We start from the raw sequence: 17,462 nt of genomic DNA on the forward strand, positions 1-17,462 counted from the left end.
TCGTAGGGTGGGCTTCAGCCCACCAAAACAACAATGCCCCGATGCCGTCTGAAACTTCGTCATTCCCGTGCAGGTTGCGGGATTCGGCGGAATCGGTGGGCTGAAGCCCACCCTACCATTACCGTTTTACTCGATAAATTTCCGTGCCGACGGGTCTGGATTCCCGCCTTCGCGGGAATGACGGCATCAGTTTGCAGGATTCGGCGGAAACGGTAAAAACAGAGAGAACGATAAGAACGCAAAAACGGCAAAAATAGCGGGAATCGGCAGGCTGAAGCCTACCCTGCCATTATTTACACGTCCGTACCGCTTAAATGCCGTCTGAAATACCGTCGGAGCGGTGGGCTGAAGCCCACCCTACCATTACGCCCTGCCATTCATTTCCGCATCCGTATATCGTAGGGTGGACTTCAGCCCACCAAAACACAAAAATTCCGATGCCGTCTGAAGCTTCGTCATTCCCGTGAAAACGGGAATCCGGTAGGCTGGGCTGTAAGATAGGCTGTAGGGTGGGCTTCAGCCCACCAATCCGCCAACAACCACACAAACCCCCACACCGTCATTCCCGCGAACGCGGGAATCCAAAACCTCTAAACTTCCAGATAATCTTTGAATATTGCCGCCTCCACCAATCCGCCCACACCAACCCAAAGCCCCAAACCCCCCCTCCCTCAAAATCATCCAATAATGTAAAATCCCCCCCCCGCAAAAAAAATGATATATTCCAAGCGAAAGCCCCTCAAAGCCCCGTCATACGCACCGCACCACCAAACCCCACCAACCGTCATTCCCGCAAAAGCGGGAATCCAGAAACGCAACGCAACAGGAATTTATCGGAAAAACCCCAACCCGAACGGACTAGATTCCCGCCTGCGCGGGAATGACGAGATTTTAAGTTGGGGGAATTTATCAGGAATGATTGAATCCATAGGAAAAACCACAGGAATCTATCGGAAAAAACAGAAACCCCCACCGACCGTCATTCCCGCAAAAGCGGGAATCCAGCAACACAACGCAACAGGAATCCATCGGAAAAAACAGAAACCCCCACCGCGTCATTCCCGCAAAAGCGGGAATCCAGTAACACAACGCAACAGGAATTTATCGGAAAAACCCCAACCCGAACGGACTAGATTCCCGCGCAGGCGGGAATGACGGGATTTTAAGTTGGGGGAATTTATCAGAAAACCCCCAACCCCCAAAAAACCGGGCGGATGCCGCGCCATCCGCCCCCAAACCCCGATTAACCATTCAAACAAACCGAAAGAAAAAACAAAATGAACAAAATATACCGCATCATTTGGAATAGTGCCCTCAACGCCTGGGTAGTCGTATCCGAGCTCACACGCAACCACACCAAACGCGCCTCCGCAACCGTGGCAACCGCCGTATTGGCAACCCTGTTGTCCGCAACGGCTCAGGCGAGTACAAATTTGTCGGGGACTGATGGAGATGCTGATCCACTTAAACCGGTTTTTGACGAATCTTATGAAACTAGTGATGAAAATAGTAACACTACTTACAAGTTTGGTTTGCTTGTTACTGATAAAGATGGAAAGGTCAAGGATGAAAATGCTATCAATGGTAGTGATGAAGAACAAGGAAAGCGCACAATTTCAGTAGAAGATTCTGAGGCTTCAGAGAGTCGCCCCAAGCTGAAAAGCAGCTATCTCTACCTCCGCGAAAACGGCGGGATTGAAATCGACCAAGAAGGACGTTCCGCCAAATTCAAAGTAAAACACGGCGACGGCTTGAAGATTGACACCAACACCGACAAACTCGTTGCCGATACCGTTGACCTTACCGTTACCAACGGCAAAGTAGGCGATGTTAATGGCAACGACAAAAAACTCGTCAACGCCGGCAATCTGGCAACCACATTAAACAGCTTAGGCTGGCAGCTTAAAACCACCAACGGTGCTGCCGCAGCCGGCACTAACGCGACCTCGACCGTCAAAAGCGGCGACGAAGTCGAGTTCAAAGGCGAAGGCGTTGAAGTAACCACGACAAGCACGGGAACAAAACACACCGTTACCATCAAAGCCGCCCAAAACAAAGGCGGCGCTTGGAAAATCATCGCCGACAAAGAAGGCACGGGCGAAGTCGATCCCGCAAACAACCCACCTACCGAACAAGAAGTCAATACAGGCGACAAAGTAACCCTCAAAGCGGGCGACAACCTGAAAATCAAACAAAACGGCAAAGACTTCACCTACTCGCTGAAAAAAGAGCTGAAAAACCTGACCAGCGTAGAGTTTAAAGACGCAAACGGCGGCACAGGCAGCGCAAGCACCAAAATTGACAAAAACGGCTTAACCATCACGCCGGCGAATGGTGGTGCGGCAGGCACAACTACGCCTGACGGAAACACAATCAGCGTAACCACGTTAGGCATCAGCGCGGGCAGCAAAGAAATTACCAACGTTAAGAGTGCTTTGTCTAAATACAATGGCAATAATAATGACGCTAAGAAAGACTTGGTTGATTTAAGCAGCCTGACAAACACCGCAACTGGCGGTACAACAACAAATAATGGTTTAGCCAACAAAGCCGCAACCGTAGGCGACTTGGCAGGCTTAGGCTGGGTGCTTTCATCTACGAAAACAACGGACGAAACTGCTGATAAGCCATTCCACGCTGCCGTTAAAAACGCAACGGAAGTTGAGTTTGTCGGCAAAAACGGCGCAAACGTGTCCGCAAAAACTGGTACTGACGGTAAACACACCGTAACGGTAGATGTGGCAACAGTAGAAGCCGGAAACGGTCTTGAGAAAGATACTACTACCGGTAACAGGATTAAGCTCAAAGTCAAATCCAAAGCAGGAGAAGAAAACTTATTAACCGTAGGTAATGACGGCGTGTCCGTTACCAAAGGCGAGTTTAATACAGTAGAGACAACAACGACTACAGGTCAAGGTGCAAGTGCCAATAATCGCGGTAAAGTTACGGTTAAGGCTTCAAACGGCACGGTGTCCGAAGACGACAAGAAAAAAGTGGCGACTGTCGGCGACGTTGCGGACGCTATCAACAGTGCGGCAACCTTTGTGAAAGTGGAAAGCACAGATGAAGATATTGAAAATGGTGCTACAACCCAAGATGCAACTAAAGACCAAGCCCTTAAAGCAGGCGACACCTTAACCTTAAAAGCGGGTAAAAACTTAAAGGTTAAACGTGATGGTAAAGATGTAACATTTGCTTTAGCGAAAGACCTTGATGTTAAAACTGCGAAAGTGAGTGATACCTTAACGATTGGCGGTAATAAAGTTGCAGGTGGTACTGCAACGCCAAAAGTAAATATCACTAGCACGGCAAACGGCTTGAACTTTGCGAAAGACGCTACGGGTACTAATGGCGATACTACGGTTTACTTGAATGGTATTGGTTCAACTTTACACGATACGCTTGCGGGTTCTCCTGCTACTCACGTTGATGCGGGCAACCAAAGTACACATTACACTCGTGCAGCAAGTATTAAAGATGTATTGAATGCGGGTTGGAATATTAAGGGTGTTAAACCCGGTTTAACAACTGGTCAATCAGAAAGTGTCGATTTTGTTCATACTTACGACACAGTTGAGTTCTTGAGTGAAAATAAAGATACAACAACCGTAACTGTGGATAGTGAAAATAGTGGAAAAACCACTAAAGTTAAAATCGGTGCGAAAACTTCCGTTATCGCTGCAAAAGACGGTAAGTTGCTTACCGGTAAGGACAATCAAACAAACGGCGGTACAAATACCACCCCTGCTACTGATGATAATGACACCGGCACCGGCTTGGTTACTGCAAAAGCCGTAATTGATGCCGTGAACAAGAGCGGTTGGAGGGTAAGCGGCGAGGGTACGACTGCCGAAACCGGTGCAACCGCCGTGAATGCGGGCACTGCTGAAACCGTTACATCCGGCACGAGCGTGAACTTCAAAAACGGCAATGCGACCACAGCAACCGTAAGCAAAGATAATGGCAACATCAACGTCAAATACGATGTAAACACCGGCGACGGTTTGAAGGTAGATGATAAAAAAATCACCGTAAATACCGGCGACGGCTTGAAAGTTGAAGGCGGAAAAGTTGTTGCAAGTGTTGGCGACGGTTTGAAGCTGGATAACCAAAAAATCGTTGCAGACACGACCAAGCTTACCGTAACAGACGGTAAAGTTACCGCCCCTAATGGCACTAACGGCGATACGAAGAAACTTGTTGATGCAGGCAGTTTGGCTGATGCGTTAAACAAATTAAGCTGGAAAGCGAAAGCTGACAAGGATACCGATGGCGAAGTTGACCCAACAACAGCAACCGAACAAGAAGTCAAAGCAGGCGAAACTGTAACCTTCAAAGCAGGCAAGAACTTGAAAGTGAAACAGTCTGGAAAAGACTTTACTTATTCGCTGAAAGACGAACTTACGGGTTTGACAAGCGTTACTTTGGGTAATACAGCAAATGGCGGAACTGGCGCGAACGGTGCAAGCACTAAAATTGACAAAGACGGCTTAACCATCACGCTGGCGAATGGTGCGGGTGCGACTGATGCAAACAAAATCAGCGTAACTAAAGACGGCATTAGTGCAGGTAATAAAGCCATTACCAACGTTGCAAGCGGTTTGAAAACCTACGGGGATACCCAAAACGGACAACCCGCAGCCAACACCAATACGGCTAAAAATGGCTTGATTAATTTAGATACTGCTACAACACCTGCAAATGGTGTGGGCACAGGCACGTCCGTAGCCGACACCACAGCCGCAACCGTAGGCGATTTGCGTAAACTCGGCTGGGTGCTTTCGGCTGATAAAACCACAAACGGCACAGACACGACCGCATTCCACGCCGCCGTTAAGAACGCCGAAGAAGTCGAGTTCAAAGGCACAGGTGCGGCTACCGTTTCCGCAAAAACCGAAAACGGCAAACACACCATTACCGTTGACGTACAAAAAGCCGAGATTGAGACTTCAGACGGCATCGAGAAGACCAATGACGGCAAAATTAAGCTGAAAGTGGACAACACAGATGGAAACAATGTTTTAACTGTTGATGCAACGAAAGGTGCTTCTGTTGCCAAAGGCAAGCTTGAAGTTGTAAGCACCACAGCCAACGGCGACAAAAAAGGTCAGGTAAAAGCGAAAAGTGCGAATGGAACTGATGCTACCGATAAGGACGTGGCAACAGTGAAGGATGTTGCCGAGGCTATTAACAAAGCAGAAACTTTCGTAAAAGTAGAAAACACTACTGAAGATATTGAAGATGCAGCAGCCAATGGGGCAGATAATACCGAAGAAGCCCTTAAAGCAGGCGATACCTTGACCTTTAAAGCAGGTAAAAACCTGAAAGTTAAACGTAGTGGAAAAGAAATTACTTTTGACTTGGCGAAAAACCTTGATGTGAAAACCGCGACCGTGAGCGATAAGTTGTCGATTGGTAAAGATGCGGCGAGCAAGGTTAATGTAACCAGTACGGCTGACGGTTTGACCTTTGCAAAAGAAAATGGAACACCTGTAGCAGGAAATGGTACGCCTGATACGAGAATTTATTTAAATGGTATTGCAACTACTTTAACTGAGCCAAGTGCAGGAGCGAAGTCTTCACACGTTGATTTAAATGTGGATGCAGCGAAAAAATCTCACGCGGCAAGTATTGAAGATGTGTTGCGTGCAGGTTGGAATATTCAAGGCAATGGCAATAATGTTGATTATGTGGCGACGTATGACACAGTAAACTTTACTGATGATGGTCAAGGAACAACGACAGTAACTGTAACCCAAAAAGAGAATGGCAAAGGTGCTGACGTTAAAATCGGTGCGAGAACTTCTGTTATCAAAGACCACAACGGCAAACTGTTTACAGGCAAAGACCTGAAAGATGCTAACCATAATGGTGTAACTGTTACTGAAGCTGACGGAAAAGACGAAGGCAAAGGCTTAGTAACTGCGGAGACTGTTATCAATGCAGTGAACAAAGCTGGTTGGAGAATTAAAACAACCGCTGCCAATGGTCAGGCTGATCAAGATGGCTTTGAAACCGTTGCATCAGGCACAAATGTAACCTTTGATAATGGCAATGGTACAACTGCATCAGTAACTAAAGATGCTAACGGCAATGGTATTACTGTTAAGTATGATGTAAAAGCTGCTGATGGCTTAAAAGTGGATGCGACTAAAGGAATCGCTGCAGATACGACCACGCTTACTGTGAATGGAGCGGCTGCAAATGGTGCTGTTGATAACACAACTCCGAAAGGTAAAGTCAAAGAGATTACTTCTGAAGACGACAAGAAAAAACTGGTTAAAGCAGGCGATTTGGTAACTGCCTTAAACAGCCTAAGCTGGACGGCGACTGCTGATGCAGAAGACGGTGGTGAAAAAGAGGGTAACGCAACCGAACAAGAAGTCAAAGCAGGCGACAAAGTAACCTTTAAAGCGGGCGACAACCTGAAAATCAAACAAAGCGGCAAAGACTTCACCTACTCGCTGAAAAAAGAGCTGAAAGACCTGACCAGCGTAGAGTTCAAAGACGCAAACGGCGGCACTGGCGCAAGTACCAAAATTACCAAAGACGGCTTGACCATCACGCCGGCAAATGGTGCTGCGGCAGGCACAGGTGCGTCTAACGGAAACACCATCAGCGTAACCAAAGATGGCATTAGCGTCGGCGGTAAAACTGTTCAGAATGTTACAAGCGGTTTGAAGGCTTATGGCGATACGAATACTAATTTCGATGCTACAGCTAATTCTGCAGCCGATTTAGAGAGACAGTTTGATGCTAATAGTGCTTATAAAGGTTTATTAAACCTGAATGAAAAAACAGGTGTGAATAAACAGCCGTTAGTTTCTGATAATACGGCGGCAACCGTAGGCGATTTGCGTAAATTGGGCTGGGTATTGTCTAGCAAAAACGGCACAACAGACGAGACAAGCCAACAAGTCAAACAGGCGGATGAAGTGTTGTTTGAAGGCAAAGGCGGTGCGAAGGTTACTTCTACTTCTACTTCTGCAAACGGCAAACACACCATTACCATTGATGTGGCAGAAACCAAAGTTGGCGATGGTCTTGAGAAAGATACTGCTGATGGCAAAATCAAACTCAAGGTTAAAACTAAAACTGGCGAGGATAATTTATTAACTGTAGATGCTGACGGTGCGTCTGTTGCCAAAGGTAGCTTTGCTAACGTAAACACTAATGCGCCTACGCAAGGTCAAACTGCGGATGCTAATCGCGGTAAAGTGGTTGTTAAGGCTTCAGCTACTGATGCAAATGCTACACCAACCGAGGCTGACAAGAAAAAAGTGGCGACTGTCGGCGACGTTGCGGAGGCTATCAACAGTGCGGCAACCTTTGTGAAAGTGGAAAGCACAGAAGATGAAATTGAGGACAATCAACCAGCTGATAATGCAGACCAAGCCCTTAAAGCAGGCGACACTTTAACCTTAAAAGCGGGTAAAAACTTAAAAGTTAAACGTGATGGGACTAATGTAACCTTCGCTTTGGCAAAAGACCTTGATGTGAAAACTGCGAAAGTGAGTGATACCTTAACGATTGGCGGTAATAAAGATGCAGGTGGTACTGCAACGCCAAAAGTAAGTATTACTAGTACAGCTGATGGCTTGAACTTTGCGAATGTGACAGCTGATGCTTCAGGTTCTAAAAATGTTTATTTGAAAGGTGTTGCGACGACTTTAACTGAGCCAAGTGCAGGAGCGAAGTCTTCACACGTTGATTTAAATGTGGATGCAGCGAAAAAATCCAATGCAGCAAGTATCGAAGATGTGTTGCGTGCAGGTTGGAATATTAAAGGTGCTAAGACTGTAGGTGGTGCTGTTGATAATGTTGATTTTGTTTCGACTTACGACACCGTTGAATTTGTCGGGGGTGCGAATGCCAATGTGATCCTTGCAACCGATACGGATCACAAAAAAACAACCGTCCGTGTGGATGTAACGGGCTTGCCGGTCCAATATGTTACGGAAGACGACAAAACCGTTGTGAAAGTGGGCAATAAGTATTACGAAGCCAAAGATGACGGTTCGGCGGATATGAATAAACAAGTCGAAAATGGCAAGCTGGCGAAAACCAAAGTGAAATTGGTATCGGCAAGCGGTGCAGATCCGGTGAAAATCACCAATGTTGCGGAAGGTACGGATGAAAACGATGCGGTCAGCTTTAAGCAGTTGAAAGCCTTGAAAGACCAAAAGGTTACTTTAACTGCGAGCAATGCTTATGCCAATGGCGGTGCAGATACCGACGACGGCAAGGCAACTCAAACTTTAAGTAATGGTTTGAATTTTAAATTTAAATCCGCAGACCGCGAGTTGTTGAAAATTAGTGCGGCCGGCAACACAGTTACCTTTACGCCGAAAGAGGGTTCTGTTCAGGTTGGCGACGACGGTAAGGCTACTATCCAAAAGGGTGCGGAAACGACCACAGGTTTGGTTGAGGCTGGAAAACTGGTTGACAGCCTGAACAAACTGGGTTGGAAAGTGGGCGTTGATAAAGACGGCACAGGAGCAACTGAAAGCACATCCAACGATACTTTAGTGAAGTCGGGCGATAAAGTAACTTTGAAAGCCGGCGACAATCTGAAGGTCAAACAAGACGGTACAAACTTCACTTACGCGCTCAAAGATGAATTGACGGGCGTGAAGAGCGTGGAGTTTAAAGACGCAAACGGCGGTACGAACGGTGCAAGTACGAAGATTACCAAAGACGGCTTGACCATTACGCCGGCAAACGGCGCGAATGGTGCGGCGGCGACTGATGCCGACAAGATTAAAGTGGCTTCAGACGGCATCAGCGCGGGTAATAAAGCGGTTAAAAACGTTGTGAGCGGACTGAAGAAATTTAATCCTGCGAATCCGATTGTCGGTAAGGATTTAGATAACATCACTAAAAATGCCGACGATGCCTATAAAGGCTTGACCAATTTGGATGAAAAAGACGCGGACAAGCAAACTCTGGCTGTTGCTGACAATACCGCCGCAACCGTGGGCGATTTGCGCGGCTTGGGCTGGGTCATTTCTGCGGACAAAACCACAGGCGGCTCAGAGGAATATCACGCTCAGGTGCGGAATGCGAACGAAGTGAAATTCAAAAGCGGCAACGGTATCAGTGTTTCCGGTAAAACATTGGATAACGGTACGCGTGAAATCACCTTTGAATTGGCTAAAGGCGAAGTAACCAATAAAGTCAGTGTAACCAAGAACGATAATTCTACTGTTGAAGCGGTTGTTATCGATGGGAAATACTATGAACGTGATGAAAACGGTAAGCCTAAATTAGATAAGGAAATTTCATCTACAGATATTAAGTCAACAGACAACAAAGGTTCCGGTTATGTAACAGGTAACCAAGTGGCAGATGCGATTGCGAAATCAGGCTTTGAGCTTGGTTTGGCAAATGAAGCTGATGCGAAAGCAGCGTTTGATGATAAGACAAAAGCCTTGTCTAATACTAAAGCGGAAACTGTAAATGCCAACGATAAAGTCCGTTTTGCCGATGGCAAACATACCAAAGTGAGCGCGGCAACGGTGGAAAGCATCGATGCAAACGGCGAAAAAGTAACCACAACCTTTGTGAAAACCGATGTGGAATTGCCTTTAACGCAAATCTACAACACCGATGCAAACGGTAAGAAAATCACTAAAGTTGTCGAAAATGGTCAAACTAAATGGTATGAACTGAAAAATGACGGTTCGACTGATATGGACAAAGAAGTTACCCTCGGCAACGTGGATTCAGACGGCAAGAAAGTTGTGAAAGACAACGATGGCAAGTGGTATCACGCCAAAGCCGACGGTACTGCGGATACATCAACACAAGCGGTTGATGATTCAAAAGTTTCCACCGATGAAAAACACGTTGTCAGCCTTGATCCGAACAATCAATCGAACGGTAAGGGCGTGGTCATTGACAATGTGGCTAATGGCGATATTTCGCCAAATAGCAAACAGGCGGTAAACGGCAGCCAGATTTTCGCATTGACCGGCAACAAAACACCGAATATCACGAGTATCACGGTAGATAAGGATGGTAAAACGGTGAACGTCGGCACAGCCGGAAACGCGAACGATACCAACAAAACGTATCACAACGTCGTGGTGGGCGAAGACGGTAAAACCCCGTTATTGACCACTTATAATGTGGAAGGCAGAAAAGAAATTATCACCAATTCGGTGGTTGAAGCCATCTACAATATGAATGAGCAAGGGATTAAGTTCTTCCACTCCAACGACGGCAAAGCGACTAGCAGAATCGAACGAAGCAATGAAATCGATTCCAGCGCAAGCGGCAAATTTGCAACGGCAATCGGCGCGAAAGCCGATGCGGCAGGCGAAAATGCCATTGCCTTCGGCTACGGCTCAAAAGCCTTGCGCGATAACACGGTGGCGATTGGTACGGGCAACGTTGTGAATGCGGAAAAATCCGGCGCATTCGGCGATCCGAACTACATCGAAGATAAAGCCGGCGGCAGCTACGCTTTCGGTAACGATAACCGTATTACTTCTAAAAACACTTTTGTGTTGGGTAATGGGGTTAATGCGAAATATAAAGCCAATGGAGATGTTGAGACGGAAACCGTAACCGTTAAGGACAAAGACGGTAAAAATACTACCGTTACCGTTCCTAAAGCGTTAGGGGCTACAGTTGAAAACTCTGTTTATTTGGGTAATAAATCGACCGCGACAGAAAAACCGGGCAGCAACCTGAAATCCGACGGCACGGCGGGTAATACCACAAGTGCCGGCGCGACGGGTACGGTAAACGGCTTTGCCGGCGCAACGGCGCACGGTGCGGTTTCTGTCGGCGCGAGCGGCGAAGAAAGACGTATCCAAAACGTCGCGGCAGGCGAAATTTCTGCCACTTCCACCGATGCGATTAACGGCAGCCAGCTGTATGCGGCAACCAAAGGCATCGCCGATCAGGCCGTCGGTATGGTCAGGGCGTTGAAACGCGAATTGGAAGGTGTTGCCGCCGGTGCGAATGCCGCAGCCGCCTTGCCGCAATCGTACCTGCCCGGAAAATCGATGATTTCCGCCGCAACGGGCGCATACGGTTCGACAGGCGCACTCGCCGTCGGCTACTCCAGCATCAGCGACAACGGCAAATGGGTGGTCAAAGGCCAGCTCAACGTCAATACCCGAAGCAAAGCCGGCGGCGGTGTCGGCGTGGGCTATATCTGGTAACAACCCCGAAGCGTTGAAAAATGCCGTCTGAAAGGCTTTCAGACGGCATTTTTATTGCCCCGTCCGATGGTTCGCAACGGGAAAAGCGTATCGCATAACGGGCGGATGTGTGTTTTAGAGTGTGAATGGCGGATGCGTAGGAGATGGGTGCAGGATGCGGATGCAGGATGGGCTTCAGCCCACCGCTCCCACCGTTTTCATTACCTCCCGTATCCCCGTCGATCTCGCCGTTTCCAAGCGGCGTTGCGGTTTTGGCGGATAGGGATATTCGGATTTGCCTCATCATAAAGACACCGAACCGTTTGACAGCCTGTTTGGCGGAATCTGAATCATCAAAAATACCCGAATCGTCATTCCCGCGCAGGCGGGAATCTAGGGCTGTCGGTGCAGAAACTTACCCCGAAGTCCAAAAAAACCGAAACCCCACCGCCGTCATTCCCGCAAAAGCGGGAATCCAGAGACGCAACACGGCAGGAATTTATCGGAAAAAAACCGGAACCGGACGGATTGGATTCCCGCCTGCGCGGGAATGACGGGATTTTAAGTTGTGGGAATTTATCGGGAATAACGGCATTTGCTTGCCGGCGGTTGGCGGATGTGTTGGCGGGATTGGTGGATTGGGTGGGAATGGCGGAAATGGTGGGATTAGTGGGATTGGTGGGCTGAAGCCCACCCTACATCACACCCTACATCACACCCTACATCACACCATATATCCGCCCTACCGCCACTCTACGCATCCGCCCTACGGCTGCCCTACACCACAATCCGCAGTCCGCCTCTACAACACTGCCGAACGGAAACAATATTAATCGGGATTCCATATCAAACAATGCCGATGCCGCCCCGCATATTCGAACACCATCCGATCTGAAAACCAATGCCGGCCGAATCCGGACAAAATAAACCAAGCCGGCAGGCGGCTCAAAAAAACGGTACTTCGCAACAGAAGTACCGTTTATCGGGATTTTAAGTTTTATTCTTCGGGGCCTTCGCCGTCGGTTTCGTCCTGCGTCCCTTCGGTGATGTGCATTTCTACGCCGTTGAGGGCGCGGATTTTTGCGTCGATTTCATCGGCAACCTCAGGATTCTCCTTCAGCCAGACGCGGACGTTGTCCTTGCCCTGACCGATTTTCGCGCCGTTGTAGCTGTACCACGCGCCGGATTTGTTGATGATGTCGTTTTTCACGCCGATGTCGATCAATTCGCCTTCCCAACTGATGCCTTCTCCGTAGAGGATGTCAAACTCTGCCTGACGGAACGGGGGGGCGACTTTGTTTTTGATGACTTTGACGCGGGTTTCGTTGCCCAATACTTCTTCGCCTTTTTTGATGGATCCGGTGCGGCGGATGTCGAGGCGTACGGAAGAATAGAATTTCAGCGCGTTGCCGCCGGTGGTGGTTTCGGGGCTGCCGAACATTACGCCGATCTTCATCCGGATTTGGTTGATGAACACAACCAGCGTGTTGGTTTTTTTGATGTGTCCGGTCAGTTTGCGCAAAGCCTGACTCATCAGGCGCGCCTGCAGTCCGACGTGGCTGTCGCCCATATCGCCTTCGATTTCGGCTTTGGGGACGAGTGCGGCTACGGAATCGACGACTACCATATCTATGCCGCCCGAACGGACGAGCGTGTCGCAGATTTCCAATGCCTGTTCGCCGGTATCGGGCTGGGACAGGTAAAGCTCTTCGACTTTTACGCCGAGTTTGCGGGCGTAAACGGGATCGAATGCGTGTTCGGCATCGACAAAGGCGCACACGCCGCCGTTTTTCTGGCATTGGGCGACGGCTTCGAGGCAGAGGGTGGTTTTGCCGGAGGATTCGGGACCGAAGATTTCGACGATGCGCCCGCGCGGCAGGCCGCCGACTCCGAGTGCGAGGTCTAATCCGAGCGATCCGGTGGAAATGACTTCGAGGTTTTCTTCCTGCTGGCTGCCATCCATTTTCATGATGGCGCCTTTGCCGAAACTTTTTTCGATTTGCGCCAAGGCGGCGGCAAGGGCTTTGCTTTTGTCGTCTGACATTGGGGTTACTCCGGAACAAATGCGGTATGTGGGATGCGGCGCAACACGGGCTGCGGCGCGGGATGTGTATCGTTTTCCCGATGTGCGGGCTATCGGTAATGCTGCTTCACGGGGCTGCCATTATCGCATATTTCCTTGTTTGCCGATACGCGGCAGGACGCGGCGGTTTGTGCCGGAATGGGGTCCGGATGCCGTCTGAAAGGCTGCCGGCTTTGTTATAATGGCGGCTGTTTTTTCTGTGTGTGCCTGTTTTATGTGTTCCTGCCTTGTTGTCAAAAATACCGTTATCGGAAGCGGACGCACCAAAATCGCCGTGCCGCTTGTCGCCCGCGATGCCGCCGAACTTTCCGCCGTACTTGACCAAATCAAAAACCTGCCCTTCGATATCGTCGAGTTCCGCGCCGATTTTTTGGAATGCGCGGGCAGTATCGGCGAAGTATTGCGCCACACGCAGACCGTCCGCGACGCGCTGCCCGACAAGCCGCTGCTGTTTACGTTCAGACGGCATTGCGAAGGCGGCGCGTTCCCGTGTTCGGACGGTTATTATTTTGAACTGCTCGACGCGCTGATCGAAAGCCGCCTGCCCGACATTATCGATATCGAGCTGTTTTCCGGCGAAACCGCCGTCCGGCGCGCTGTGGCAAATGCTCAAAAAAACGGCATCGCCGCCCTGCTCTGCAATCATGAGTTTCACCGCACGCCGCCGCAAGAAGAAATCGTATGCCGTCTGAAACAGATGGAGGACTGCGGCGCGGACATCTGCAAAATCGCGGTGATGCCGCAAAGCGCGGAAGATGTGCTGACTTTGCTTTCCGCCACGCTCAAAGCGAAACAGCTTGCCGACAAACCGATTGTGACGATGTCGATGGGGCAGACGGGGGCGGTCAGCCGGCTTGCCGGACAGGTGTTCGGCTCAAGCATCACGTTCGGTTCGGGAACGCAAAACTCCGCGCCGGGGCAAATCGGCGTATCCGCCCTCCGTGCGGCACTCGACTGCCTCGAAAGCGGCGCAGACTGATTTCAGACGGCATCAAGACACAATGAAACTCAATCCCCAACAGCTCGAAGCCGTCCGCTACCTCGGCGGTCCCCTGCTCGTCCTCGCCGGCGCAGGCAGCGGCAAAACCGGCGTGATTACGCAAAAAATCAAACATTTGATTGTCAATGTCGGCTATCTGCCGCATACCGTCGCCGCGATTACCTTCACCAATAAAGCCGCTGCGGAAATGCAGGAGCGCGTCGCCAAAATGCTGCCCAAACCGCAAACGCGCGGGCTGACGATTTGCACCTTCCACGCTTTAGGCATGAAGATTCTGCGCGAAGAGGCGAACCATATCGGTTACAAAAAAAACTTTTCCATCCTCGATTCCACCGACAGCGCGAAAATCATCGGCGAACTTTTGGGCGGCACAGGCAAAGAAGCCATATTCAAAGCGCAGCATCAGATTTCCCTGTGGAAAAACGATTTGAAAACGCCTGAAGACGTACTTCAGACGGCATCGAACATTTGGGAACAACAAACCGCGCGCGTGTATGCAAGTTATCAGGAAACGCTCAAAAGCTATCAGGCTGTGGATTTCGACGACTTAATCCGCCTGCCCGCCGTACTGTTGCAGCAAAACAGCGAAGTACGCAACAAATGGCAGCGGCGGCTGCGTTATCTGTTGGTTGACGAATGCCAAGATACGAATACCTGCCAATTTGCACTGATGAAACTCTTGACCGGCGCGGAAGGGATGTTTACCGCCGTCGGCGACGACGACCAGTCCATCTACGCGTGGCGCGGCGCGAATATGGAAAACCTGCGCAAAATGCAGGAAAACTATCCGCAGATGAAGGTCGTCAAACTGGAGCAAAACTACCGCTCCACCGCGCGGATTCTCAAAATCGCCAACAAAGTCATCGAAAACAACCCCAAGCTGTTTACCAAAAAACTTTGGTCGCAATTGGGCGAAGGCGAACCCGTCAAAGTCGTTGCCTGCCAAAACGAGCAGCACGAAGCCGACTGGGTTGTCAGCCAAATCGTCAAACAAAAACTCATCGGCGGCGACAAAACCCAATATGCCGATTTCGCCGTGTTATACCGCGGAAAGCATCAGGCGAGGATTTTCGAGGAAGCATTGCGCGGCGCGCGCATCCCCTACCGGCTCTCCGGCGGACAAAGCTTTTTCGACAAAGCCGAAATCAAAGACGTGTTGTCTTATGTGCGGCTGCTTGCCAACCCCAACGACGATCCCGCCTTTCTGCGTGCCGTTACCACGCCCAAACGCGGCATCGGCGATGTAACGCTGGGCAAGCTCAACACTTACGCGCACGAACACGAATGCAGCCTGTATGAAGCCGCGCAAAACGAAGAAGCCCTTGCCGCGCTGAACAATACCAACCGCCAACACCTGCAAGCCTTTATGGATATGTTCGGCAGCTACCGCGCCAAAGCCGAAACAGGCGAAGCGGGCGAGTTCATCAACAGCCTGCTCGAAGAAATCGGCTACGAAAACCATTTGATGCAAAACGAAGAAGGCAAGGCCGGCGAAATCAAATGGCGCAACGTCGGCGAGTTGGTATCATGGTTTGCGCGAAAAGGCGGAGAAGACGGCAAAAACATCATCGAACTCGCCCAAACCGTCGCCCTGATGACGCTTTTGGAGGGAAAAGACGAAGAAGAAGCCGATGCCGTCTCGCTATCCACGCTACACGCCGCCAAAGGTTTGGAGTATCCGTATGTTTTCCTTGTCGGTTGCGAAGAAGGTGTTTTGCCGCACAACGACAGCATCGAAGAAGGCAACGTCGAAGAAGAACGCCGCCTGATGTACGTCGGCATTACCCGCGCCAAACGCCGGCTCACACTGACCCACTGCGTCAAACGCAAAAAACAAGGCATATGGCAGTTCCCCGAACCCAGCCGCTTCATAGGCGAAATGCCGCAGGAAGATTTGAAAATCCTAGGGCGCAAAGGCGGTGAGCCGATTGTCAGCAAGGAAGAAGGCAGGCGCAACCTTGCCGATATAATCGGAAGGCTCGACAACCTAAAAAAAAACGGCGCGGCGGATTAAACCGGAGTCGCAATGCCGTCTGAAAACCGTTCAGACGGCATATTTTTTGAACGGCGTGCATCAAGCGGTTTACGCCCACAAATCCTGCTGTTGGTGTTTCGGCACAAGCCTGCCGACGCCGATACCGATGAGGCGGAACGCGTCTTCCGTCTGCGGCGGAACGCGGTTTGTCAACATTTGCGCCGCCTGAAGCAGGGAGGCGCAGTCGGGCAATACGGAGGAATAAGTCAGCGTGCGCGTGATGATGCGGAAATCGTAGGTCTTCAGCTTGAGCGTTACGCTTTGGGCTTCGACGTTTTTGCGCGTGATTTGCCGCCACAGGTCTTCGGCAAGATGGGGCAGGTGTCCGGCAGCCTGCTCGAGCGGCAGGTCTTCGGGCAGGGTGATTTCTGTGGAAATTTGGAGGCGTTCGCGTTCGGCTTCGACGGGGCGTTCGTCCGTACCGCGCGCCAAATCATAGAGGCGGTAGCCGTAGCGTCCGAAATGGTTTAAAAGCTCGCCGCGCTCGAAACGGCGCAAATCGCCCGCCGTCCGCATACCCAGCGACTGCATTTTTTTCAGCGTTACCTTGCCCACTCCGGGGATTTTGCCCAAAGGCAGGGTTTCCAAAAATGCCATGACTTTGTGCGGCGGCAACACAAACTGCCCGTTCGGCTTGCGCCAGTCCGACGCGATTTTCGCCAGAAATTTGTTCGGCGCGATGCCTGCGGATGCGGTCAAACCCGTTTCCGCAAAAATGGCGGCGCGGATTTCTTTGGCAACGTCGCCGGCGTAAGGGATGTTTTTGAAATTACGGGTAACGTCAAGATAGGCTTCGTCCAGCGACAGGGGTTCGATTAAATCGGTATAACGCCTGAATACGGCGTGAATCTGCGCGGAAACCTGACGGTACAAGTCGAAATGCGGCGGCACATACACCGCTTGCGGACACAGCCTTTTCGCCGTTGCCACCGACATCGCGGAATGCAGCCCGAACTGCCGTGCCTCATACGATGCGGCGCAAATCACCGAACGCGCGCCCTCCCACGCGACGACCACCGGCCGCCCTTTCAAATGCGGCTGTTCGCGCAGTTCTACCGATGCGTAGAACGCGTCCATGTCGATGTGGATGATTTTGCGTGAAGACATCGGCTCTGCTGAGGATAAAAGGGATATTCTACTGCCGGCATCGGGCAAATTCCAAATATAGTGGATTAAATTTAAGCCAGTACG

Annotated in this window: 5 protein-coding genes; 3 read left to right on the forward strand and 2 right to left on the reverse strand. The window is 50.3% G+C overall.

Features of this window, described 5'->3' with window-relative positions; genetic code table 11:
* Positions 1-1,277 precede the first annotated feature (1,277 nt).
* Positions 1,278-11,174 carry a Hia/Hsf adhesin N-terminal domain-containing protein gene (locus FGL10_RS04315; protein WP_036475096.1) on the forward strand — a complete coding sequence of 3,299 codons (9,897 nt, stop codon included), beginning with the start codon at positions 1,278-1,280 and terminating at the stop codon, positions 11,172-11,174.
* 976 nt (positions 11,175-12,150) lie between these two features.
* Here the strand turns inward: FGL10_RS04315 and recA are convergent.
* Entirely contained in the window at positions 12,151-13,197 is a 1,047-nt protein-coding gene (gene recA / locus FGL10_RS04325; protein WP_036475097.1) for a recombinase RecA, read from the reverse strand.
* A gap of 253 nt (positions 13,198-13,450) precedes the next feature.
* Here recA and aroD point away from each other — a divergent pair, with 253 nt between their 5' ends.
* On the forward strand, positions 13,451-14,215 hold the full coding sequence (gene aroD / locus FGL10_RS04335) for a type I 3-dehydroquinate dehydratase (RefSeq protein WP_036469713.1): 765 nt from the start codon (positions 13,451-13,453) through the stop codon (positions 14,213-14,215).
* Between the two features lie 22 nt (positions 14,216-14,237).
* A complete protein-coding gene (gene rep / locus FGL10_RS04340) occupies positions 14,238-16,250 on the forward strand; it encodes a DNA helicase Rep (protein WP_036475098.1) in 2,013 nt (670 codons plus the stop codon).
* 69 nt (positions 16,251-16,319) lie between these two features.
* Here rep and dinB read toward each other — a convergent pair whose 3' ends face one another.
* A complete protein-coding gene (gene dinB / locus FGL10_RS04345; RefSeq protein ID WP_036469694.1) occupies positions 16,320-17,378 on the reverse strand; it encodes a DNA polymerase IV in 1,059 nt (352 codons plus the stop codon).
* Positions 17,379-17,462 lie beyond the last annotated feature (84 nt).

The sequence above is a fragment of the Neisseria lactamica genome (genome assembly GCF_901482445.1).
Classification (GTDB): Bacteria; Pseudomonadota; Gammaproteobacteria; order Burkholderiales; family Neisseriaceae; genus Neisseria; species Neisseria lactamica.